At 38.7% G+C, this 24,791-nt stretch carries 18 protein-coding genes; 8 read left to right on the top strand and 10 right to left on the bottom strand.

Features of this window, described 5'->3' with window-relative positions; genetic code table 11:
- Nucleotides 1–2: 2 nt before the first annotated feature.
- The 7 genes from M9892_00170 to M9892_00140 all read right to left on the bottom strand — a co-directional run bounded on the left by M9892_00170 (nucleotide 3) and on the right by M9892_00140 (nucleotide 14,346).
- The gene (locus M9892_00170; protein ID MCO5252763.1) at nucleotides 3–449 is read right to left on the bottom strand and encodes a GtrA family protein; all 447 of its coding nucleotides are present in this window, start codon (nucleotides 447–449) and stop codon (nucleotides 3–5) included.
- A complete protein-coding gene (locus M9892_00165; GenBank protein MCO5252762.1) occupies nucleotides 446–1,348 on the bottom strand; it encodes an LD-carboxypeptidase in 903 nt (300 codons plus the stop codon). The genes M9892_00170 and M9892_00165 overlap by 4 nt, the downstream gene beginning before the upstream one ends.
- Before the next feature lie 2 nt (nucleotides 1,349–1,350).
- The gene (locus tag M9892_00160; GenBank protein MCO5252761.1) at nucleotides 1,351–2,688 is read right to left on the bottom strand and encodes a saccharopine dehydrogenase NADP-binding domain-containing protein; all 1,338 of its coding nucleotides are present in this window, start codon (nucleotides 2,686–2,688) and stop codon (nucleotides 1,351–1,353) included.
- A gap of 148 nt (nucleotides 2,689–2,836) precedes the next feature.
- The gene (locus M9892_00155) at nucleotides 2,837–6,229 is read right to left on the bottom strand and encodes a PKD domain-containing protein (GenBank protein ID MCO5252760.1); all 3,393 of its coding nucleotides are present in this window, start codon (nucleotides 6,227–6,229) and stop codon (nucleotides 2,837–2,839) included.
- A 208-nt stretch (nucleotides 6,230–6,437) separates the two neighbouring features.
- On the bottom strand, nucleotides 6,438–9,932 hold the full coding sequence (locus M9892_00150; protein MCO5252759.1) for a PKD domain-containing protein: 3,495 nt from the start codon (nucleotides 9,930–9,932) through the stop codon (nucleotides 6,438–6,440).
- 217 nt (nucleotides 9,933–10,149) lie between these two features.
- Nucleotides 10,150–13,548 (bottom strand): PKD domain-containing protein, encoded by a 3,399-nt coding sequence (locus M9892_00145; GenBank protein MCO5252758.1) that lies wholly within the window; start codon nucleotides 13,546–13,548, stop codon nucleotides 10,150–10,152.
- 147 nt (nucleotides 13,549–13,695) lie between these two features.
- Nucleotides 13,696–14,346, bottom strand: a complete 651-nt coding sequence (locus tag M9892_00140) for a protein-L-isoaspartate(D-aspartate) O-methyltransferase (GenBank protein MCO5252757.1) — start codon at nucleotides 14,344–14,346, stop codon at nucleotides 13,696–13,698.
- A gap of 82 nt (nucleotides 14,347–14,428) precedes the next feature.
- Between M9892_00140 and M9892_00135 the strand changes: the two genes are divergently transcribed.
- The 7 genes from M9892_00135 to M9892_00105 all read left to right on the top strand — a co-directional run bounded on the left by M9892_00135 (nucleotide 14,429) and on the right by M9892_00105 (nucleotide 22,043).
- A complete protein-coding gene (locus tag M9892_00135) occupies nucleotides 14,429–15,385 on the top strand; it encodes a hypothetical protein (protein MCO5252756.1) in 957 nt (318 codons plus the stop codon).
- Nucleotides 15,342–16,265, top strand: coding sequence for a hypothetical protein (locus M9892_00130; protein ID MCO5252755.1), 924 nt, complete (start codon nucleotides 15,342–15,344; stop codon nucleotides 16,263–16,265). The genes M9892_00135 and M9892_00130 overlap by 44 nt, the downstream gene beginning before the upstream one ends.
- The gene (locus M9892_00125; protein MCO5252754.1) at nucleotides 16,262–17,677 is read left to right on the top strand and encodes a sugar transferase; all 1,416 of its coding nucleotides are present in this window, start codon (nucleotides 16,262–16,264) and stop codon (nucleotides 17,675–17,677) included. The genes M9892_00130 and M9892_00125 overlap by 4 nt, the downstream gene beginning before the upstream one ends.
- A gap of 115 nt (nucleotides 17,678–17,792) precedes the next feature.
- Nucleotides 17,793–18,875, top strand: a complete 1,083-nt coding sequence (gene serC / locus M9892_00120; protein ID MCO5252753.1) for a 3-phosphoserine/phosphohydroxythreonine transaminase — start codon at nucleotides 17,793–17,795, stop codon at nucleotides 18,873–18,875.
- Between the two features lie 8 nt (nucleotides 18,876–18,883).
- Complete coding sequence (locus tag M9892_00115; protein ID MCO5252752.1) at nucleotides 18,884–19,834, top strand: D-2-hydroxyacid dehydrogenase; 951 nt, start codon at nucleotides 18,884–18,886, stop codon at nucleotides 19,832–19,834.
- A 6-nt stretch (nucleotides 19,835–19,840) separates the two neighbouring features.
- Nucleotides 19,841–21,046, top strand: coding sequence for a DUF1015 domain-containing protein (locus M9892_00110; protein MCO5252751.1), 1,206 nt, complete (start codon nucleotides 19,841–19,843; stop codon nucleotides 21,044–21,046).
- A gap of 85 nt (nucleotides 21,047–21,131) precedes the next feature.
- A complete protein-coding gene (locus M9892_00105; GenBank protein MCO5252750.1) occupies nucleotides 21,132–22,043 on the top strand; it encodes a TIGR01777 family oxidoreductase in 912 nt (303 codons plus the stop codon).
- 13 nt (nucleotides 22,044–22,056) lie between these two features.
- Here the strand turns inward: M9892_00105 and M9892_00100 are convergent, their stop codons facing one another.
- Genes M9892_00100 through M9892_00090 form a run of 3 tightly spaced genes read right to left on the bottom strand, consistent with a single transcriptional unit; the run spans nucleotide 22,057 to nucleotide 24,386 of the window.
- Nucleotides 22,057–22,647, bottom strand: coding sequence for a bifunctional nuclease family protein (locus M9892_00100; protein ID MCO5252749.1), 591 nt, complete (start codon nucleotides 22,645–22,647; stop codon nucleotides 22,057–22,059).
- A gap of 17 nt (nucleotides 22,648–22,664) precedes the next feature.
- On the bottom strand, nucleotides 22,665–23,627 hold the full coding sequence (locus M9892_00095) for an electron transfer flavoprotein subunit alpha/FixB family protein (protein MCO5252748.1): 963 nt from the start codon (nucleotides 23,625–23,627) through the stop codon (nucleotides 22,665–22,667).
- Nucleotides 23,628–23,648: 21 nt separating this feature from the next.
- Nucleotides 23,649–24,386 (bottom strand): electron transfer flavoprotein subunit beta/FixA family protein, encoded by a 738-nt coding sequence (locus tag M9892_00090; GenBank protein ID MCO5252747.1) that lies wholly within the window; start codon nucleotides 24,384–24,386, stop codon nucleotides 23,649–23,651.
- Nucleotides 24,387–24,458: 72 nt separating this feature from the next.
- Between M9892_00090 and M9892_00085 the strand changes: the two genes are divergently transcribed.
- Nucleotides 24,459–24,791, top strand: coding sequence for a hypothetical protein (locus M9892_00085; protein MCO5252746.1), 333 nt, complete (start codon nucleotides 24,459–24,461; stop codon nucleotides 24,789–24,791).

The raw sequence follows: 24,791 nt of genomic DNA, 5'->3' as shown, positions 1-24,791 counted from the left end.
AACTATTTTCTAAAAACCCAGTATTTCTGACCGAAAAAATTCCAGATGGCAGATGCAATTGTTGCACACACAAACGCAAATAGTTTGTCCAATTGAAATGTGATTTCAAAAATGGATTCTTTTAGAGGGTTGTTGATTTGTGTAAATAATTCAAAGTTAGGAACGATTTGCAAAAACAATTCATTGACAGCTACGTTGATGAACAAAGACACTCCGTAGATAGTAAAGAATTTGGATAGTTGGGTAATGCCGGTTTTGCGTTTATCTTTCCATGTCCAAAATTTATTTAGAAAAAAAGTATAAAATGATCCAACAATAAATCCAAGTGCTTTGGCAATGCTCAGCGATTCGATCAAAAATGAACTACCATAATATACCACCAAGTCAACCAGTACCGCAGAGATACCGATAATGAAATATTTAATGACTTGCTTTTGAGAGTCCCTCACGGCTGCACAAATGTAATTTTATTATCTTTAATTGTTGCGTTCCAGCCAATCGGAATAGGAAAATTCTTTGCAATATGTCCTACAGGGAAGTTGCTCGCATAAGGAATATCAAGCTTCTGAGCGTATGATGCTATAATTTCTTCAGCTGATTGTCCAAAAGGTGTTATATTGTCATGCATATTTGTTAAGCCTCCCGAGATAATTAACCGTACACCCTCAAAAAAATTACTTCTACTAAGGGAATTGAACATGCGGTCTATGTGATATAAGTATTCATCCAAGTCTTCAATAAATACAATTCGATTGATGTTTTGAGAGAGACTAACAGAACCCATCAGACTGTAGAGTACAGAAAGATTTCCGCCTGTTATGGGGAGCTTATTGCAATCAACTAATGTAAAAGTTTCAGGTAGAGAGTAGGAGAGGTCTCCGGTTTTTAATAAGTATGCGGTCAATTCTGATGACTTATGAAAATCTGCATTGTCATATTGTGTAAACGAGATTGGCATCAAACAATGCAAGGAAGGAATATTGAACTTGTTAAGTAAATGCTGATGTATTGCGGTGATATCACTGTAACCACAGATCCATTTTGGGTTGTCAATAAGCAATCCCCATTTGATTTGGTCAATAATTTTTGCAGAACCATAACCACCTCTGGCGCAAAAAATAGCTTTAATGTCAGGGTTTGAAAGCAGCGTATTGAAGTCGTTGATTCTTTGCTCGTCTGTGCCGGAAAATTGATGATTGCTTGCAAATAAATTAGATGAAATAATAACTTCCCATTTGTTTTGTTCGCACCATTTTATAAATCCTTGCATCTCGTCAACGGATACTTTGCGTGCCGGGGCTGCAATGGCTATTTTATCTCCAGGTTTTAATTTAGGTAATGGCAACATGATTATTCTACTGTTTCTTTAAAAACAATACCGTATTCTTTTAGTTCATTTAGAATGGGTATATATATTTCAGGAATCACGGGCAAAATCACACCTTTTTTGGGAATCTGTCCGTTCAACAACAATTTTACACCCATAGCAAGTGGTAGCCCAACGGTATCGCTTATGGCGGTGTGCGCAGCATCTTTGCCTTTGAGTGACATGCAGCTGGTGATTGTGTGAGTCGATTCATTGAGCGTATAATCTATCTGATGATACATCACCAATAAGTCCTGATCCTTCGGGTTTAATTGCCATCGCTCAAGTAAAAGCTTTTCTAGAACATCTGCCGGAGTATAGGTGCCTGCGCCAATGATTTTATTGGAATTGAGTTTGAGATATTTAATTTTCTCCCAAGTTGGTTTAGATATAGGCGTGCCAATCAATCCTTCAAAAGCTTTTCTATTCGAGAATGTATTATGTGAATCAGTAAACTTCAAAAAAAAGTCTTTATAAGAATAATTCTTTGGAATAGTAATTTTAGTTGTGTTCTCTGTAATACCCAACAAAATTAAAGCATTCCATGCTTCACAAAAGCCGGTTCTGCGTAGTGTGCCTCTAATGATTGTTGGCACACCTTCAATACGGTAATGTTTGGTGTAATCTAATGAATTCCTATTTGCATATGCTTCATAGGCGCCAAGTTTAGGAAAATTAATATGCCAAAGTTTGTTAAATAAACGTGTATAGGGGACATAATAAGTGAGTTCGGACACTCGATAGCGTGCCATTTCACCTTGACCAGCGGTTACTACATTTTTAGGATTCCATGTAAACTTGTAGTTCCAAGGATTATCATTTTCATTTTTTGGAGACATCAATGCACCTGTAAAACTCTTGAAACTCGTAATGGTTCCTCCTTTCTCCTTGATATCATTGATAATCTTGCACGCAGATAAATGGTCGATACCCGGGTCGGCACCAAGTTCAAATAGGAAGCTTAGCCCATTTTCCTTCGCTTTTTTGTCAAAAGCCATGATTTCTCTTTTGGCATAACTTGCTGTAGCCAAGTGTTTGGAATGTTTGATGCAAAGTTTGGCAACCTTTGGGTGCAGGGCGTGAGGAAGCATGGAAACTACAACAGTTGAATCAACGATAAGAGCCTCAAATTGCTCACTATCGTGTATGTCTAATTGAACGGTTTTAATATGGGGATATGCGGCAGATTTTCTTTTTGCTTCTAATTCATCCAAATCTGCAACAGTCAATTTGATATTATTGGAAGATGTCCATTGTCCCAAGTAAGTAATTAAACTACCGGATGATCTGCCGGCACCCAAGATGAGAATTGATTGCTCCATAAATTTACGGAACAAAATAACGTAAACATTAGCGGACAAAAAATGAATTGATAAATTATTTAACAACAGCTAGATGGATTTTTATTATATCACAAAAAAGCCTTCCCTGTGTGGGAAGGCTTTTCTCAATGTAATTCTATTCGAGGTTTTACTTGCTAATCACCACTTTGTGAGTTAGCACTTGCTTGTCAGCCGTAACGATTTTTACCATATACACTCCGTTAGCCAAGCCCGAAAGGTCGAAACTGTATTCGCTGTTGGAGTTGCTTTCAACTTTGCTCATCATAGTAGCTCCGAGCATGTTGGAAATAGAGATGTTAGCAATTGCAGTGTTATTGTGATTGGTAATTGTAATCACTCCTGTGCTAGGGTTAGGATAAACCGCAAAACCACTGAGTGCGAAGTCTGATTTCACATCAAGATTCTCTACTACTAAGTCAAGTGTTTTTTCACACTGACATCCTTCAGGGGAGGTAACAATCAATTTGACAGGGAATTTACTATCACGCGGGAATTGGTGAACCGGAGATTTTTGTGTAGAAAGCAGTCCGTCACCGAAGTACCATTTATATTCAGCACCTGCTTGTTCAGGTTCAAAAGTATAACCTCTCTGTCCATAAGTCCAATCATGTGTGATATTGAAATTACAAGAAGGAACCACGCCAATCATGATGTTTTTAGAAACAGTGTCAGGACAAACGCCATTTTCAGAAGTGGCAACTAATGTAATCGTATATTGCGTAGGAGTTGCGTTGGTGTATGTGTGATTAGGCGTAATCATCTGGTTGTATGTAGCACCATCGCCCATATCCCAATAATATACCGCTTTGCCAAAACTGATAGTAGTGTTGTTAGAAACGCTGATAGGACTGCCTGCGCAATTCACGTCAGCCAAAGAGAAATCAGCAAGAGGTCTGTACCCTGTTTCCACCACAATAGATTTTGAAGCAGCACAAGCATTATCATAAGTAACAGTCAAGTTAACATTGTATTTTCCGGCTTTGCCGATGTTGAAAGTAGGGTCAGACTTAGCAGATAGACTTCCACCCACGTTCCAGAAATAGTCCACTTGTATGTTATTCGGTTTTTGAATACCGCTGTGGAAAGTAACCGGAGTGTTAGAACATACATCAGAGTATGAGATGTCAATGCCGGGACCCGGAATAACATTAGCCATTTTTACAATAGAATCCACACATCCGAATTGAGTAGTAACTTTAAGTTTAACCCATTGTTGTCCTGCTTGAGAGAATGTTAGTGTAGGGTTCTTGTCAAAAGTTCTGTTTGAATGTTCAGAAGACCATTCGCTTCCCCAAGATGAGAATGGGATAGTAGTCTTATTGAGAATATTAACAGTTTGGTTAGCGCAAATGCTGACCGGTAAGTCAAAGTTAGGAACTGAATTTGGATAGTTGTAAACAGATTTGGTAACCGAATTAGCACATCCTTTATCAGAAGTGGTAGTTAAAGTAACTTCATAAGGTCCCGGAACATTGTAAATGTGTGTCGGACTGTTATCAGTGCTTGTAGTCTCATCTCCAAAATCCCAAGTATATGACAATACGCCTACAGCAATAGTACTTGTATTATTAAACTGCATTGGAGTTGACCCGCATTGATTTTCAAAAGTAAAACCGGCAACGGGGCTCTCAATCACCTCAACAACTTTAATAACAGAATCTGCAAATCCCAAGTCTGAGGTTGCTACCATTTTAACAGTATAGAATCCTTTTGAAGAGTATGTCTTTTGAGGTGCAAAATCAGTAGAAGTAGTTCCGTCTCCAAAATCCCATTTTGTAGATATAATAGTACCCGAAGCTATTTCTGTTAGATTAACAAATTGTAAAACTGTGCCCAAACATCCTCCCGCATCTTGTGTGGCAACTTTGGGCATCGGAGCTACATGAAGGTCGCGAATTATAGTGGAGTCACATTTACCATAAGTCTTATCGGAAACTGTAAATATTAAGTTAACTGCTTTATCAACATCCTCTTCTTTGAACTTGACAGAAACATAAGCATTATTTGAACCTGAAGGAGGGTTGAATGTGTATCGGTTAGTAGGTAATGGTTCGTTGTCAATAGTAGCTGCAAATTTTGCAGACCATGTTGTTCCGTAACCAGTATTACTGTATCCGGTTGGAGGAGAGAAGTGATAAATAAAGGTTTTGTCATGTGTTACAAGGTCAGGAGAACCACTCTTAGGGAATCCGGGGAAAGAAACGTCAGGGATAAAATCAGAACCCGAAGGTAGGGTTGTTACATCAAAATTTACCACTTTGGTATTGTTGGTATTATCCTGATCGGAGCTCAATACAGTAAATGTAAGTGGTTGATTGCCCAAAAGGGTTGGTTTGAGTTTGTAATTTGGAATTCTAAATGTTTTAGTTGTTCCAACTTCGAGAGTGCTAATATCAAAAAATTTAATGGTAATTCCTGCTGCACCCGGCATCGCAACACTTACATCTACAAAAGAGCGTTTTCCGGGTCCATTACTGGTAAGGGTTACGTCAATATCATACTCATTATTATGGCATAAAATACCGGGAGCGTTTACAATCACCGGCTGAACATTCACTACTTCAATATCGGAGTTCTTAGTAGCTAAGGTAATGAATTCTGCATATCCTTGACCATTGTTACCACCTTCTACATTATTTTGCATGAGTCCGCTATTATAAGATCCACCTCCTAATCCGTAATCATATACTTGGTCGCCACCATTATAACCGCCTCCACCGCCTGCACCACATGAGCCACCGCAACTTGCGTGGCAGCCACCGCCCCCTCCAAATCCTCCGTCAGAGCTAGGGGATGAACTGCCTTTTCCGCCTTCACCACCATTTAAAAATGACTTACCGGGAGTAATGCCATAACTGCTCGCGCTACCACCTAAATTACCATCGAGTTTATATCCCCCTCCTGAGGTAGCAATAACGCCTTGTGCCGCACCGCCATTTTGCGTGCCATTGTTGGTTTTTAATCCGGGTTTGCCATCTTGATTCATAGCACCTCCGCCACCTCCGGCAACAATTAATATTGTTCCTGTGGTTTTATTTACAACATAAGTTGCACCACCACCACCACCACCGGATCCCGTATTACCTGATTGTCCAACCAAAATCCAGATTTCTTCTCCGGCATTTAAATCAAAAACCCCTTCCATTATGGCTCCTTTACCACCTACCAACGAGCCTGAGTTTTTGTCTCCTCCTTTGGCTCCGGCAACAGTAATTTGATAAGTGCCGTCATCAGGCACGTGCCAACTCTGAATACCAGCATAGGATGTAACTTGTCCGTTCAATGTAGTTGAGCCATAAGTGGTGTTGACTTGTCCCTGAGTAGGTCCCAATCTGCCGGTCGCCCCGCAATTGGTAAAAGTATAAGTTTGAGCAATTGCTATATTGCTGCAACTCAATACAAGAGCAAGTAGTGTCGCTTTAAAACCCAATACTCTTTTGACCATTTCAAATGGTCTTTTTAAGGGTAATCTATTTTCCTCGAAAGAGGAATTTAGACTTGTGTTGTAGTTGTGTGTCATAATAGTATTATTGTTAATTGTAATTTTAAGTTTGCTAAATTAGTAATTATTCTAATTCAATTGCAATTTCCACCATTTTTTTATTTAAAGGAAAAGCCCCCTTAAAATATAGATATATAAATTACTGTGCATGGATATCAAGCCATAGAAACAAAAAAGCCTCCCAAATCTTGGGAGGCTTTTTTGTAATATAATTCTATACGAGGTTTTACTTGCTAATCACAACCTTGTGAGTTAGCACTTGGTTGTCGGCAGTAACTATTTTAACCATATATACTCCGTTAGACATATCGGAAAGGTCAAAACTGTATTCGCTGTTGGAGTTGCTTTCAACTTTGCTCATTACAGTAGCTCCAAGCATGTTGGAAATGGAGATGTTAGCTATTGCAGTATTATTGTGATTGGTAATTGTAATCATTCCTGTGCTAGGGTTAGGGTAAACCGCAAAACCACTGAGTGCGAAGTCTGATTTCACATCAAGATTCTCTACTACATGGTCAAGCGTTTGTTCACACTGACATCCTTCAGGGGAGGTAACAATCAATTTAACAGGGAATTTGCCATCACGTGGAAATTGGTGAACCGGAGATTCTTGTGTAGAAAGCAGTCCGTCCCCGAAGTACCATTTATATTCAGCACCTGCTTGTTCAGGTTCAAAAGTATAACCTCTCTGTCCATAAGTCCAATCATGTGTGATATTGAAATTACAAGAAGGAACCACGCCAATCATGATGTTTTTAGAAACAGTGTCAGGACAAACGCCATTTTCAGAAGTGGCAACTAATGTAATCGTATATTGCGTAGGAGTTGCGTTGGTGTATGTGTGATTAGGCGTAATCATCTGGTTGTATGTAGCACCATCGCCCATATCCCAATAATATACCGCTTTGCCAAAACTGATAGTAGTGTTGTTAGAAACGCTGATAGGACTGCCGGCACAGTTCACATCAGGAAGAGAGAAATCAGCTTGAGGTCTATATCCGGTTTCAACAACCATAGATTGGGAAGCAACACAAGCATTATCATAAGTAACAGTCAAGTTAACATTGTATTTTCCGGCTTTACCGATGTTGAAAGTAGGGTCAGACTTAGCAGATAGACTTCCACCCACGTTCCAGAAATAGTCCACTTGTATGTTATTCGGTTTTTGAATACCGCTGTGGAACGTAACCGGAGTGTTAGAACATACATCAGAGTATGAGATGTCAATGCCGGGACCCGGAATAACATTAGCCATTTTTACGATAGAATCCACACATCCGAATTGAGTAGTAACTTTAAGTTTAACCCATTGTTGTCCTGCTTGAGAGAATGTTAGTGTAGGGTTCTTGTCAAAAGTTCTGTTTGCAATATTTTCAGAAGACCATTCGCTACCCCAAGATGAGAATGGGATAGTAGTCTTATTGAGAATATTAACAGTTTGGTTAGCACAAATGCTAACCGGTAAGTCAAAGTTAGGAACTGAATTTGGATAGCTGTAAATAGCCTTGGTAATTTCAGAATGACATCCATTATCCGAGATTGCAGAAAGTGTAACTTCATAAGGTCCCGGATTATTATATATATGTGTAGGGTCTTTATCTGTACTACTGTTTTCGTCACCAAAGTTCCAAACATAAGTAAGGGTGCCAGCAGCCAAAGTACTCTTGTTGATAAACTGATATGGTGTTAGTCCACACTGATTGTCAAATGAGAAGTCTGCAACCGGGGTTTCAATCACATTGATTTGTTTGATAACAGAATCAGCAAATCCCAAATCTGAGGTTGCCACCATTTTGACAAAATAGATGCCTTTGGTGTTAAAGGTTTTTTGTGGAGAGAATAAATCCGAGGTTGTTCCGTCTCCAAAATCCCACTTTGTAGAAAGGATTGTTCCGGAAGCAATAGAAGAGTTGTTGATAAACTGAAGTTCAGAGCCTAAGCATCCACCCACATCTTCATAGCTTACATCGGGCATTGGTGCAACATGCAAGTCTCTGGAAATGATAGAATCGCATTTGCCCAAAACAAATTCTTTAACAGTAAAGAAGAAAGTAATGTTTTTGTCAATATCTTCCTTCTTAAGTTTAAGTGTAAGATAACCATTGATACTACCGGCTGGGGGAATAATATTATATCTGTCTGAAGGGAGAGGCTCATTGTCAATAATGCCATAGAAACTTGTACTCCATGTTGTCCCATATCCTGAGTTGGCATACCCTGTAGGAGGAGTAAAATCATATCGGTAGGTTTTGTCATGAGTTACTAATGTTGGCTGATCCACTTTTATGAATCCGGGGAATCCGGCAGCCGGTGTGAAATCAGTTCCGTAAGGTAATGAAACCACATTGTAATACGTGGTAACTAAATTGTTTGAAGCGTTATCTCCATCACTCAATACCTTAGTAATATTCAATGTTAAACCTTGACTACCGGTTGCATTACAAGAAATTTTATCGGGAGCAGCAATTTTGTATGTTTTAGTAGCTCCATTTGCAAGGTCTCTGATGTCAAAGAAATTATATTCTAATTTTGTCATACCCGGAGCAGTAACCTCAAAGTTGATATAAGACGCATCATCGGGTCCGTTGTTTTTAAAAGTAACTTCGTATTCGTATTTTGTTCTAACACACATAGTGTTTGCTATAGGCGTGATGGGTTTAATAGAAACTGCTTCTATGTCAGAATTTCCTACACTAATGATTGTAATGTCAACATAACCATGATCTTTATTCATTTCGTTCAAATTACCCACAACATCACCATTGAAAGTAGAAGAATTATTGTATTTTCCATTGGAAGTATTAAGTTTAAGTGCAGTAGTGAGAACAAAAGAGCCACCGCCACCGCCACTGCCATCAGAAGTGCTGTGGTAGCCGCCACCACCACCTGAATATCCGCCACCACCGCCACCGCCACCGGTGTTACCGTGTGTGCCACCACCACCGCCAAATCCACCTATGCAATTGGGGTCATAACTGGTATTGCCACCTTTTCCTCCATTAATAAATGAGTAGCCAAATGTTCCCCAAGAGGTTGTTGTTCCATTTGTAAAAAAACCACCGCCACCGGCCGCACCATTATTGCTGCAACCTTGGCCTCCGTTGCCATTGGTCCCCGCACTGCCACCACTGTTACACCCGGATTTTTGTGCATCATTATTGGTTACTGCATTTGCATTGTATAATGATGAACTTTGGTCATATCGTCCCCCACCGCCACCTGCAACGACAAGAGGAACATCATCACTTGTGGCGACAAATGTACCGCCACCGCCAGATCCCGAACCGCTTGCGCTAGAGTTGCCTTTTTGTCCTACAAGTATTTTAAGTACTTGTCCTCCAATTAACATTAAATCAGCCTCCATAATTGCACCTTGGCCTGCATTGCTGCTGCTAATAATTCCACCGGCAGCACCGGCAGCTTTTATTCGGTACATTCCAGATGCAGGCACTGTCCAATATTGATAACCATTAAGACAAGTTACTTTGCCATCTAAATTTGTTGATGTATAGGCTGTGTTAATTTGTGCCTGTGATGGTCCTGTTTGTCCGACTGCACCGGCATTGGTAAATTTAAAAACTTGTTGTCCAAATAATGCGCTACTACTTAACAGTACCGCAATGACAAAAGCACTTTTTTTAATGGAAAAACACAAAATTTGCTTGCGTGTAATCCTACTGATAGAGGAGAACTTTCCTCGTGAATTGTAATAGTGATTCATGTTTGATATATTTGATATTTCATTGTTAATTTTAAGTGCGCTAATATAGGTCTTTTTTTAATTGAAATCACTTTTTTTTGCATTTGTACATTTTAAAAGGATAAACGGCTTCAAAGTATAGACTTCTCGGTATCGGATTATAATTCTTAAATCATATCAACAAAAAAGCCTCCCCTATGTGGGAAGGCTTTTTTGCAATATAATTCTATACGAGGTTTTACTTGCTAATCACAACCTTGTGAGTTAGCACTTGGTTGTCGGCAGTAACTATTTTAACCATATATACTCCGTTAGCCAAACCGGAAAGGTCAAAACTATATTCGCTGTTGGCGTTGTTTTCAATATTGCTCATCACAGTAGCTCCCAATATGTTGGAGATAGAGATGTTAGCTATTGCAGTGTTATTGCTGTTAGCAATTGTAATCACTCCTGTGCTTGGGTTAGGATAAACTGCAAAGCCACTGAGCGTGAAGTCTGATTTCACATCAAGATTCTGAACAATATTTTCTATTGTTTTTTCGCATTGGCAACCTTCTGTGGTGGTAATAATCAATTTAACAGTGAATTTGCCGTCATTTTGATATTGGTGATTAGGTTGTTTGTCATTAGACACTTTCCCGTCACCAAAATACCATTTATAGTCCGCATCAGCAATAGGCACGTCAAAGGTATATCCTCTTTGACCATAAGTCCAATCGTGGTTGATGTTGAAAGCACAACTAGGTACAATTCCAACATTTACAGTTTTAGTGAAAGTGTCTGGGCATATTCCATTTTTAGATGTTGCAATCAAGGTTATTTGATAAGAACCAGGGGTTGTATTGGTATAGGTGTGGTTTGGCGTATTGATATCACTATAAGTAGTGCCGTCCCCCATATCCCAATAACTATGATACTTGCCGAATTGAACCGAAGTGTTGTTTGACAATCCAATAGGGTTACCTGCGCATGTAGTAGAAGCAATATCAAACTGAGTGTTAGGTCTGTATCCGGTTTTGACAGTAGAAGACTTATAATCCGAACAACCATTGGCGTAGTTTACAGTTAGGCTCATATTATATTCACCGGCACTATCGAACTGAACACTTGGAGTTCTGTCAGGATAAAGGATTCCGTCAATATTCCAGATAAAACCAATTGAAGTATCAGGGTTGTTAATTCCGCTATGGAACACAATAGGGCTGTTGCTACACACATCAGAAGTGGAGAGATTGATGGCTGGAGCGTCAATCACACTAATTGTCTTGGTCATAGAATCCACACATCCGAATTGAGTAGTTACCTTTAATGTGACAGATTGAGTTCCAACTGAAGAGAATTTAACAGAAGGGTTTTTCTCAAAAGTACTTTTTACTCCTTGTTCGTAATTCCATTGGCTTCCCCAAGATGAGAATTTGATAGTTGTCTGATTATTTAATAAAACAGAACTATTAAGACATGCTTGGGCTGGGATAGTAAAGTTTACAATGGGATTAGGATAATTGTAAATGGATTTGGTAATTTCAGAATGACATCCATTATCTGAGATTGCGGAAAGTGTAACTTCATAAGGTCCCGGATTATTATATATATGTGTAGGGTCTTTATCTGTACTACTGTTTTCGTCACCAAAGCTCCAAACATAAGAAAGCGTTCCGGATGCCAAAGTACTCTTGTTGATAAACTGATATGGTGTTAGTCCACACTGATTGTCAAATGAGAAGTCAGCAACCGGGGTTTCAATCACATTGATTTGTTTGATAACAGAATCAGCAAATCCCAAATCTGAGGTTGCCACCATTTTGACAAAATAGATGCCTTTGGTGTTAAAGGTTTTTTGTGGAGAGAATAAATCCGAGGTTGTTCCGTCTCCAAAATCCCACTTTGTAGAAAGGATGGTGCCGGATGGAATGGACGAATTATTTACAAACTGCAACTCAGAGCCTAAGCATCCACCCACATCTTCATAGCTTACATCGGGCATTGGTGCAACATGCAGGTCTCTGGAAATGATTGAATCACACTTTCCGCTGACAAATTCTTTAATGGTAAAGTAGAAAGTAATGTTTTTGTCAATATCTTCCTTACTAAGTTTAAGTGTAAGATAGCCATTGTTTCCACCTACAGGAGGCACAAGGTTATATCTACTTGAAGGGAGAGGATCATTGTCCATTATGCCATAGAAGCCTGCACTCCATGTTGTACCATAGCCGGAGTTGGAATACCCGGTAGGAGGGGTAAAATCGTATCGGTATGTTTTGTCGTGAGTTACCAAGGTGGGAGCATCTACTTTAATAAAGCCTGGGAAACCGGCAGCAGGTGTAAAGTTTGTACCATATGGAAGCGACACTACATTGTAATTTGTAGTTATTATATTGTTAGTTGTGTCATCACCGTCACTCCAAACCCTAGTAATATTCAGGGTCAGTCCTTGTGTACCGGTAGAGCCAAAACTTACTTTGTCTGAAGCTGGCAATTTATATGTTTTTGATGCACCACTAGCTAAGTCACGAATATCAAAGAAACTGTATTCCAATTTAGTCATTCCAGGAGCTGTAACTTCAAAATCTATAAATGATGCATCATCAGGTCCATTATTTTTAAATGTAACCTCATATTCATATTTTGTTCTCACGCACATTGTATTAACAACAGGAGTAATAGGTTTAATAAAAATTGGTTCTATATCAGCGAGTCCCACGCTAATAACAGTAATATCTACTCTTCCCATTCCGGTATTTGCACCTGCTATATTAACTTGGTTGGTTCCATTGTTAATAGAACCGCCACCGCCTGCCATATAGCCGCCATCGCCACCGGAATAGCCTCCACCGCCACCGCCACCGTTGCAACCGCTACCGGAACCTCCACCACCAAAACCGCCATCTGCTGCCCCACAAGAACCTCCATCGCCACCATTAGCTCCATTGATAAATGATTTACCTCCGTTCCCGTAGTCATTAGCTCCGTTGCCCACTAATCCTCCGCCACCACTTCCCCAAGAGGCAGAAATTGCGCCACCTGTCTCCAAGCCGCCCGAGCGTGGTCCGCAAGAAGAAGTTGAAGAAATTGCCATGGCACCTCCTTCTTTACTTGTTCTTCCATCACAACTGTTCTGGCTTACTGCAGCTCTTGAACCGGCTCCTCCACCTGCAATTACCAAGGGAGTGTTGTCACTATAAGTTACAAAAGAACCACCGCCACCGCCACCATTGCTGCCTGAGGTGCCTTGTCCTTGCTGTCCAACAACAATCTTTAAAGTGGAGCCTCCTATAAGGTAGAATTCACCAGTCATTGACGCTCCTTTACCTCCGTTATATCCACTTTGAGCATTAAATCCTTGCGCTCCAACCGCATTGATTTTGTAGTAACCGGATGCGGGAACTGTAAAAAGCTGAATCCCGTTTGATGAAGTTACTAATCCGTTTAGAGGGGTTAAAGCATAGGCTGTATTAATTTGTGCTTGAGAAGGTCCTTTAAACCCTGTAGCTCCACAATTTGTAAACTTGTACACTAATTGTCCATTGAGTAGTGTTCCACTCATGAGCACAGCCATTGCAAATGTTGTTCTTAATAAAGTGGGGTACTTAAAATGGAGAGAAGTGAGACGTTTTAATAATTCGTAATGTTTTGTCATAATAGTTGAATTTAATTTCAGCCCTCGAATTTGAAATAAGAAAAGGAATAAAACAAGAATTTTCTTAAATATTTTTCTACCAATTGTCTAATCAAATATATAATTGCCTTTGGTTTTGACATTGCAGATAATTATAGCTGATTGAGTTTACCAACCTTCTTTGCCTATCAAAGGCACAAAACTAAAATTATCAAAAATATCAGTTTTGTGCTTACTTGCATCTTGTTTAATGATGCGTACCATTTTTTGGGTTTCACCTGATTTTCCAACAGGGATAACAAGCATCCCACCTTTTTTTAACTGTTTAAAGAGTGCAGGTGGTACTTTGGGTGCACCGGCTGTAACCAAGATTTTATCAAATGGGGCTTCTTCGCTCCACCCCAAAGTTCCGTCTCCAAGTTTTGTGTGGATATCTAAGCCGAGCGTTTGAAATAACTTTGTTGACTTGTGATGTAAAATTTCTATACGCTCAATACTGTATATGTCTGCATCGCAGAGTTTCAGTATAGCTGCTTGATACCCGCTCCCTGTTCCGATTTCAAGGATTTTATCTCCTTTTGCCGGAGATATTAATTGTGTCTGGTAAGCCACTGTATAAGGTTGTGAAATTGTTTGTCCCGCATCTATGGCGAAAGGTTTGTCTTGGTAAGCAAAATGTTCGAATTCAGGAGGAATAAAGAAATGTCGAGGAAGCAATCCCATTGCTCGTAATACATATTCATTGGTAATTCCTTTCTCGCGCAGTGTTGCTATAAGATTGTTCCTTAAACCTTTATGTCGTGGGGTGTCTTGCAAAATTTACACTAAATATAATTGGTTGAAAATAATGACTTTACAGATTGCAAATTAATAAAATTATTTGTACCCGTAAAACAATAAGATGATAAAACTTGGTATTGTAGGAAACAGTAAACAAATTCAAACTGTTACAGAGGTTGCGGAAAAGACCGGTAAATTTATGGTTGTCGGGTCTTATGTCCCCACAGCAAACACATGGGAAGATGCTTATTTTAATTCTGAGTATGAAGTTTTTTTGAAAAATACAGACTCAATTTTCTTTTGTGAAGGTTTGGAGTGGTATTCTCCTTTGGTTGAAAAAGCCATTTATAATTTAAAACACATTTTTTCTCATGAGGTAAACACAGAAAATTATAAAAGATTAAAGGAGTGGTCTAGTCTTGTACATGAAGCAGGTATTACGTTTCATGCCGGCAATCAGTTTTCGGTTACGCCCTTGTTTTTATCGGTATGGCAATATTTGAAGAATTGCAATTGGATTGAGATTGATATCAAGATGCCATTTAAAGATAGGGAGCACTTTCGTGCTATTTTGAGTCAATCCCTTGAACTTACAAATAAGTCTATAAGAGGTGGAGTGGAGAAATTTCATAAGAATGAATCCTATCTGTTCGGGTTAGAATTTCCTGAACATTTCTCTTTGTGGATGGATAGTCATGGTGGAACCAATTGTAAGGTTAATATCAGATATAGTAGGGATGAAAAGGAGTTGAAAGCAGTTTTTGGAACTTCGGAACGTCTTTTTGAATTAGACTTTTTTGAACAAAAAATTTGGGAGTTGCAAAAGAACTTAGATAATAATGCTACAGTTAGTTTGTTTAACAATGAAAATGAATTAGAATTGCAGCAGCTATTGCCCGAGATAAAAAGAGTTCAAAAACAAGTTATCTATTTTGATTCTTTGACCAAAGAACTGCTTAATTTCTGGGATAATATAACCCATCATCTTAGCCCATTGACAGGAATTAATGAACTTGTTGAAGTATCGGAATTGTGTGAAAAGGTTTTCCCTGAAGCTGATAAATATCAAACCTGCTGACGGTTTTTTATTCGTCTTATTCAATATTTGCTTATTGTTTTCTGCGTGTAAAAAGAGAGACGCGGAAATTCCTTCATATTTACATATTGATAAATTTACTTTTTCTACGAATCTGCCAACCGAAGGCAACCCTTCCCAAAATATTACAGATGGGCATGTTTATGTCAATAGCAAATATTTGGGAGCTTTTGAGTTACCTGTAACCATACCGGTTTTAGCAGAAGGGGAGTGTACAATTACTATTTTTCCGGGAATTAAAGAAAATACGTCTTCTGTCAATCGAAAGTCTATCAAGATTTTGCAAGGATACGAAACTAAGGTAACTCTTAAACCCGAAATTATTGATACCATTAAGCCCGCAACTCACTATCGTTCTAATGTTTTTTTTGCATGGATTGAGGATTTTGAAACGGGTGCAATTTCTACGGAATCTTCATCGAAAAATACCACGCAGGATTCAATTCAAATTATTGATAGTGCTGATGCAAATGCATTTAAGAGCCCATTCTCAAAATATTCTGCAGGGATTAGTATGCCTGCGTCTGATCAATCTGTCCTTTTTGAGCAATTTAGTAAGGAAAAATTTATTGTCCCAAACAAGGGTGCTGATGTTTATTTGGAATTAGATTATAAGACAAATATCGAACTACAGATTGGTTTTTACGCAGATAAACCATCAATGTATGAACAGATTCCTTTTATAATTCTTCCACCAAGCAAAGAGTGGAAAAAGGTTTATTTAAATCTTTCCATAGAAACTTCTGTATTAGAAGCGAATACGCCCATTCAGATTTTTTATGGATTTCTGAAATCAGAGGGTAATGCAAGTTTTTCTCCTCAAGTATATATTGATAACATTAAGCTGAGCTACCTGAATTGAATAAGTTACTAAGAATATTTTTGTATGTCTTTTTTGACTGGCTTGCTGCGAGCATTTCATGGATAGCTGTATTCTTGGTTCGAAAAGAACTTATAGAGCCCGCCAGACACGGATATCACATTCCGATTGGAAATGATAAAAACCTGATATTGGGGCTTATCATCATTCCGGTGCTATGGCTTTTTATGTATTGGTTTTTTGGTTATTATCGTCATATTTTCAGACGTTCAAGATTAAAAGAACTTGGACAAACTCTCCTCACCACAATTATTGGTACGCTTATTATTTTCTTTTCTTTGATGTTGGATGATACAATTGTCAACTATAAGAGTTATTACTTTAGTTATTCTGTATTGTTTATTTCACAGTTTGTGTTGACCTATTTGTTTAGATTTCTTTTGTCAAGCTATACCAATTCCCAATTAAATAAGGGACGTTGGGGGTTCAATACCTTACTGGTAGGAGGGGGCGAAAAGGCTTTGCGATTATATAAACAACTTGTTCAATCCAAAAAGTCCGAAGGGTATAAGTTTGTAGGGGTTTGTACCAATGGGGTTTTCATTGAAGAAATGAAACAATTAAATGTGCCGTTTCTGGGTTCCTATGAAAATATTCATCAAATCATTAAAGACCATAAGATTGAAGAGGTAATCCTTGCGTTTGAAAGTTCTGAAATTTCTAAAATCAATAAGGTCATTTCTTCTATTGACCAAGAAAATGTTTTTCTGAAAATTCCTCCCGATGATTATCATATACTTTCGGGTATGGTAAAGATGAACAATATATTAGGTACGGTCCTTATCGAGTTGAATTTCGCGGTAATGAAACCTTGGGAGCAAAATTTCAAAAGGATATTTGATATCATACTGGCTTCTATTGCTTTGGCTCTTGCTTTACCCTTTCTATTATGTATTGCTTTGGTGGTTAAAATAGGTTCTAAGGGTTCCGTTTTTTTTATACAAGAAAGGTTGGGATACAAAGGCAAACCATTCAATATTATTAAATTTAGAACGATGGTTGTTGATGCCGAAAAAAACGGACCACAACTCAGCAGTGATCACGATCCGCGCATTACGAAATTTGGAAAATTTTTGCGCAAATCCCGCTTGGATGAATTCCCGCAGTTTTTTAATGTAATCACAGGCGAAATGTCCATTGTAGGTCCGCGCCCCGAAAGGGATTTTTATGCAAAGCAAATTAAAAATTATGCCCCTCATTATGACCGTTTATATATGGTCAAACCGGGTATTACATCATGGGGACAAGTGAAGTTTGGTTATGCCGAGAATGTGGAACAAATGGTGCAACGCTCTTTTTATGATTTGCTTTACATAGAGAATTATTCATTTGCGCTTGACCTGAAAATCCTTATTTATACTGCCTTGATTATGTTGCAAGGTAGGGGTAAGTAAATTGTCTGATTAGTCTTAGACCGCTTGTAATTTATGCCGGAAGATTGTTCGTATAAATTCATCAATCTGCTGTGGCAAATGTGATTTATAGTTTTAACTTCGCGCCCATACATATATGACAAACGCAACACAAAATTCAGCTAAGAAGGTACATAATTTCTATGCAGGACCTTCGATTTTGTTTCCTCAAACCTATGAAGAATCAATCAATGCAATAAACAACTTTGCAGGCACAGGACTTTCTATACTTGAAATATCACACAGAAGTAAAGAGTTTGTGGAAGTAATGGAAAATGCCCGACAAATTGTGAAAGATTTACTCGGTGTTCCGCAAGGATATCATGTCCTATATTTGGGAGGAGGGGCAAGCACTCAGTTTATGATGACTGCATACAATTTGCTTGAAAAAAAGGCAGCTTATTTGGAAACCGGAAAGTGGGCAGCGAATGCCATCAAGGAAGCAAAAGTATTTGGCGAAGTTGTGCTCGCAGGCAGCTCGGCAGATAAGAACTATAATTATATTCCCAAGAATATTCATATCCCTGAGGATGCTGACTATTTTCACTATACTTCCAATAATACGATTTATGGAACTCAAATAAGGGAAACTCTCCATAGCCCGATTCCTATGGTTTGTGATATGTCTTCAGATATTATGAGCAGAAGAGTTGATGTTTCTAAATATGCCTTGATTTATGCAGGAGCACAAAAAAATATGGGACCTTCGGGAGCTACTGTTGTAATTGTTAGAGAAGATATCTTAGGCAAGGTGAGCAGAAAAATCCCTACTATATTAAATTATTCGACTCATATCAAAAAGGACAGCATGTATAATACCCCGCCTGTATTTCCGGTTTTTGCCATACTTAAGAATCTTGAATATGTTAAAAAGATTGGAGGGGTTGATGAAATGCAGCGCAGAGCCAAAGAACGCGCAGATATGCTTTATGCTGAAATTGACCGAAACCCTCTTTTTAGAGCATTTGTTCCCGAGCAACACGACCGTTCTCAAATGAATGTTTCTTTTTTCCTTGAAGATGAATCTTTAACAGAAGAATTCCTCGCAGCTTGTAAAGAAGCTAAGATTATGGGAATCAAAGGGTATAGAGATTTAGGCGGATTCCGCGCTTCTTTATATAATGCACTTCCTATTGAAAGTGTTCAGGCATTGATAAACGTTATGCAGACTTTTAAATAACAAGAAAAATGAAGATATTAGCCAATGACGGAATTGATGCTGCGGGCAAGAACCTTTTAGAGAAAGCAGGGCATACCGTTGATACAAACAAAATACCACAAGAGGAATTAGCTTCCAAAATTGCTGATTATGATGTTATCATTGTGCGCAGTGCAACCACTGTAACGCGTGAAATTATTGAATCAGGCAAACTCAAAGTGATAGGCAGAGCCGGAGTGGGAACTGACAATATTGATAAAGTTGCCGCCAAAGAAAAAAATGTTGAAGTGATTAATACACCGGCTGCATCTTCAATTTCTGTTGCAGAGCTTGTATTTGCTCATCTTTTTGGCTTGGTGCGTTTTCTTCAAAAATCAAACAGAAAAATGCCCAATATGGGTATGACTAAGTTCAAAGAACTCAAAAAAGAGTATTCCACCGGAAGTGAACTCAAGGGCAAAACAATGGGTATTGTCGGTTTTGGAAGAATTGGACAAGAAACCGCCAAGATTGCTCTTGGCGTTGGAATGAAAGTATTGGCTTATGACCCTTTTGTAAAAAATATTAATTTAGACTTCACTTTCCATTCCGGAATGAACCTTCCCAAAATTACAGTGCCTATCGAAACAGTGTCTATTGAAACATTGTTGAAAGAATCTGATTTTATTTCATTGCACGTCCCCAAACTTGACAAACCTGCCATTGGAGAAGCAGAGATAGCGATGATGAAGACCGGAGCCGGTATTGTGAATTGTGCAAGAGGCGGAGTGGTTGATGAAAAATCCCTCGCTAAAGCCTTAGAGAATGGAAAAATTGCGTTTGCCGGTATTGATGTATTCGAAAATGAACCTCCCGTGAACGACATCCTGCTCAAACAAGATAATGCCTCTCTTACGCCTCATTGTGGTGCTTCAACCAATGAAGCACAAGAACGTATAGGAATTGAACTTGCCGAAAAAATCATTCATTTTTTAAAATAATCCGTTTTGCCTAAGATAGCCCCATTTCGTGCCACTTTCCCGGCAGAAGGACTTGAAAACCAAGTTGCTATTGATTCGAATGTGAGTTTGACAAAAGATGAAATCTCTTTGAAAATACAAGAGAATCCTTTTTCGTATTACCATATTTTTAAACCTCAAGCTCATTTTGCAGGAGAAAATACATTAGAGACATCCTATGGTTTTGGCAAACATTATTTTAAACATCTGAAAGAAATGCAAGTGCTTGTAAAAGAAAAGGAGCCGGCACTTTATGTTTATCAAATCATCAATACCGACCATACTTCTTTCTTGGGGCTGATTTCTACTGTTGATATTCATGATTACGAGTCGGGGGTGATTAAAAAACATGAAAATACATTAACCGAAAAACAGGCAAAACTGTTTAAGCATATTGAAATAACGGGTTTTATTGGTGAGCCGGTTTTATTGACTTACCCTGCACAAAGTGATATTAATAAAATCTTGCATAGTTATTTAGAAACCCGTCCTGATATTGCTTTTGAGTATAATGAAAATCGCCATAAATATTGGAAGGTTCAAAACCCTGATACAATTTCTAAACTTCAAATTGAATTTGGCAAAGTCAATGCTTTCTATATCGCAGACGGGCATCATCGGACTGCTTCTGTCTCTCAATATATAAAAGAGAAAGGACTTCCTTCTTGCAGCATGCTTGCCTTTTTGGTATCGGACGAGCAACTGCGTATTTATCCTTTTTACAGATTGTTCAAAAGCTCTTCCACTATTGAATATCAAGAAATAATTGAGAAACTGAATATTCATTTTGATATTGTCGAGGCTTCCGGAAATGAGCCACTGGGAGCACATGATTTTCTTGTATTATTTAAAGATAAAACCATTAAGGCAAGTTTGAAATCAGATTTCAATTTGCTGAATCTTAGTATAGCAGACAGGCTCAATGTTGCCTTATTAGAGAATCTGATTCTAAAACCGATTTTTAATGTTCAAGACAGTAAGACAGACAGCCGTTTGAGTTTTCTATCCGGCAAAGAGAGTATTGCAAAAGTAAGAACTAAGATAGAGGCGGGGGATGTTACTGTCGCTTTTGCGCTGGCTCCGCTGTTGGCACAAGATATCTTTGAGGTTTCAGATTTAAATCTCATCATGCCACCCAAATCAACATTTGTTGAACCAAAACTACTTTCAGGTAGTTTAATCATGGAGTTTTAAATACTTGTTCTTCCTTTAAACTACTTTTTAAAGGAAATTCACTGATTAAGGAGTTTTTATTGTATAATTTTGTAATCTCATTGCTATGAAGGAAATTGTATTAATAACCGGTGCTCATGGTGTGATTGCTCAAGAACTTTCTCAGCGTTTGAGTAATGCGTTTGAAGTCCGCTTATTGTCGCGTTTTCCCGAACAGAAGAATGAATTTAAATGGAATATTGATAAGCATTTTATTGATGATAATGCGCTTAAGGATATTAGTCATATTGTACACCTTGCAGGAGCAAATGTGCTCGAAAAAAAGTGGACAGAAGCAAGAAGGTCTGAAATCGTTTCAAGTAGGGTAAAATCAGCCGACATGTTGTTGAGATTACTTCAAAATCAGAATCAACATATCAAAACATTTGTCACAGCTTCAGCAATCGGATTTTATGGCAACGAAACCAGCGAAAGGATTTTTGTGGAAGATGATGTTAAAGGGACGGGATTTTTGAGCGATGTGGTGCTCAGATGGGAACAAGCTGCAGACGCTTTTGCAGATGAAGGTATAGCTCAAAGAGTTGTGAAGCTTAGGACCGGTATTGTTCTGTCAGCACAAGGTGGCGCGCTGCCAAAGATGGGAGGCTTTGTTAAGCGCTATATAGGCGCTGCTTTTGGAAGTGGAAAGCAATATATGCCTTGGATTCATGTTGATGATATTTGTGCCATATACGAATTTGTGTTAAGGAATACTATGGCAAATGGGGTGTTTAATGCGGTAGCCCCACATCAACTTACAAATGCAGAATTTATGAAGGTGCTGGCAGAAGTATTGAAAAAACCGTTGATTATGCCCAATATTCCTTCATTCGTATTAAAGAGTATATTAAAAGAATCAGCATCAGCTTTGTTGGAAGGAACAAGAGTTTCGCCTCAAAAGATAATAAATGCCGGCTTTGAGTTTGCCTATCCTAATTTAAAACCGGCTTTAGATAATTTACTTAGTGAAGCTAAATAGATTACAACCTTCATTACTTTCTTTTTGCAATTTCATCCCTGATTGTGGCAGCGCGGAAATAATCTTCCATGTCAAGTGCTTCCTGTAAGAGTTTTTCTAATTCATTAAGCGATAGAAATGTGAGTTCTTCTTTAAATGTCTGAATGCGTGGCGGTTCAAAAGTTTCTTCAGCTCGTTCAGGGGTATCAAAGTCTTTTTTCTGAATGTCCACACCGGTTTCAGCCAACACTCTATCTTCAACGAATATGGGTGCATTGAAACGAATAGCAAGTGCAACACCATCTGAGGTGCGTGAATCAAGTGTGTGAAATGTGCCGTTGTGTTCTAAAATAATTTCAGCATAGAAAACACCATCTTCAAATCGGTTAATGAATGTTTCTTTCATTGTAAACGCGAGTTTAGAGCTCATACTGAGAAATAAGTCGTGGGTATTAGGTCTTTTAAGTGTTTTACCTTCGATAGCCAAGGCAATGGATTGTGCTTCGGGTACACCTATGATAATGGGTAACCTTCGGTTGCCGTTTACCTCCTTCAAAACAAGTTGGTATGTGGAGTGGATGGCTCCCAAAATAATCTCATCCACTTCAACCAGAATTTTACCCATAATTAATGTGATTTTAATTAACTACTCATGCTTGCCTTAGCTGCGGCAATTAGTTTGGGTAATACTTGAAAAGCATCTCCTACAATACCATAGTCGGCAATTTTGAAAAAAGGAGCTTCCGGGTCTGTATTAATCACTACAATAACTTTGCTGGAGCTGACCCCCGCTAAATGTTGAATAGCACCGGAAATCCCGATGGCAATGTTTAAGTTCGGTTTAATAGTGATACCCGTTTGTCCTACGTGCTCGGAATGTGGTCTCCAACCCACATCACTCACGGGTTTGGAACAAGCCGTTGCCGCACCTAAAACGTTAGCAAGCTCCTCAATCATACCCCAATTTTCAGGACCTTTCATCCCCCTGCCCGCAGAAACAACTATTTCAGCTTCTGTGAGCGGAATTTTACCTTGGGTTTTACTTGTACCGATGATTTGGGTTGCCGGAGCTTGAGTACCTATGGTTTCAGAATTGACAGTTAGAGTAGTTACTTGTTCTTCAAGATCTATTGAGTTAGGGGTAAGTGCGATTACTTTAGTTGCACGACTAAGGTTGACAAAAGCAAATCCTTTTCCTGAAAAGGAACCTCTTTTGACAACAAAACCATTTGTGGTATCGGGCAAGTCAATCACGTTGGTTGCAAGACTTGCACCTAATTTAATAGCGATTCTCGGAGCAATTGATTTACCTGTGTAGGTGTTTGAAATAATGAGTACAGAACCCTGCATTGTCTTAAACCCTTGGCTGACAAGCTCACTCCATGATTGGGTATGGAACTCATTGGATGGCGTATTTAATTTTAATACTGTTGAAATGCCATAATTACCCAACTTGTTCAAATCTTCTTGATTCACATCGCCAATGACTATGGCTTTGGCTTCTGTGCCAAGTTTGTTGGCTGTTTTGTATGCATAAGTGGCTGCCTCAAAAACTCCTTTTTTGAATTTGCCTTCTGAATTTTCTGCGAATATTACTACTGACATAATGATTTACTTTTTTAAGGATTAAATAACTTTTGCTTCGTTTCTCAATAATTGTATAAGCTCTTCGGGATGTTCGGGGTCTATCAATTTGACAGAAGCCTTGGGTTTTGGACTTTCAAAGCTTTGAAACTTGCCAAAAGATTCTACTGAAATTGGTTCTATTACGGTCAAAGGTTTTGTACGAGCAGACATTATGCCTCTCATGTTAGGAATTCTTGGTTCACACAAGTCTTTTTGAGCACTCACTACCATTGGAAGTGAACAGCTTAGTTTTTCACTGCCTCCGTCAATGTCGCGTGTCATTGTGGCTGTGTTACCATCTACTTCAATCGATGTGATTATATTTACCGAAGGTAGTCCCAATAATTCCGCTACCAGGCCACACACTTGACCTCCGTTGTAATCAATGGATTCTCTGCCTGTAAAAATAATATCATACCCTTTGTCTTTGGCAAAAGCAGCGATTTGCTCTGCCACAAACTGACCGTCAGTTGCCTCTGCATTGATTCTAAATGCATCGTGCGCACCTATGGCAAGACCTTTGCGTATGACAGCGTCATTCTCTGTAAGCCCTACATGGACAAGACTGACAGTGCCGCCAAGTTTTTCAGTAAGTTCTAAGGACTTGGTAATCGAAACTTCGTCATAAGGATTGATAATAAACTGAACGCCTTGCGTATTAAATTTGGTGTTGTTTTCAACGAATGTTATTTTGGTGGTTGTATCAGGAACCACACTCATGCACACTAATATCTTCATATTATGGATTTCTGTTTAAGTTTGCAAAGTTAGTATTGACAGACCGCAACACAAAATTTATCATAACAAATAATGAACAATCAAAGAGAGCTAAGAATTGCCCAATTGAACAAGCTTTTAGAGCTTACTCCTCACGATGCTTTTTTGCGTTACGCATTGGCATTAGAAATGGTAAATGCAGGTGAATTGGCTACTGCTGAACACATGTTTTTATCCCTCTTGAAAGACAATCCTGAATATACTGCAACTTATTATCATTTGGCTAAACTCTATGAAACCCAAGAGAATATTGGGCAAGCTAAGGTCATTTATCGTCAAGGGATTGAAATTACACAAAAAGTGAGAGATACGCACGCACTTGCCGAACTAAGAAGTGCTTTGAATGAATTAGAGTTTGAAGATTAA

The sequence above is a fragment of the Bacteroidota bacterium genome (genome assembly GCA_023957335.1).
In the GTDB taxonomy this organism is placed as follows: domain Bacteria; phylum Bacteroidota; class Bacteroidia; order NS11-12g; family UBA955; genus JALOAG01.
The sequence above is the reverse complement of the archived record's forward strand: the minus strand, read 5'-3'. Positions and strand labels throughout refer to the sequence as shown.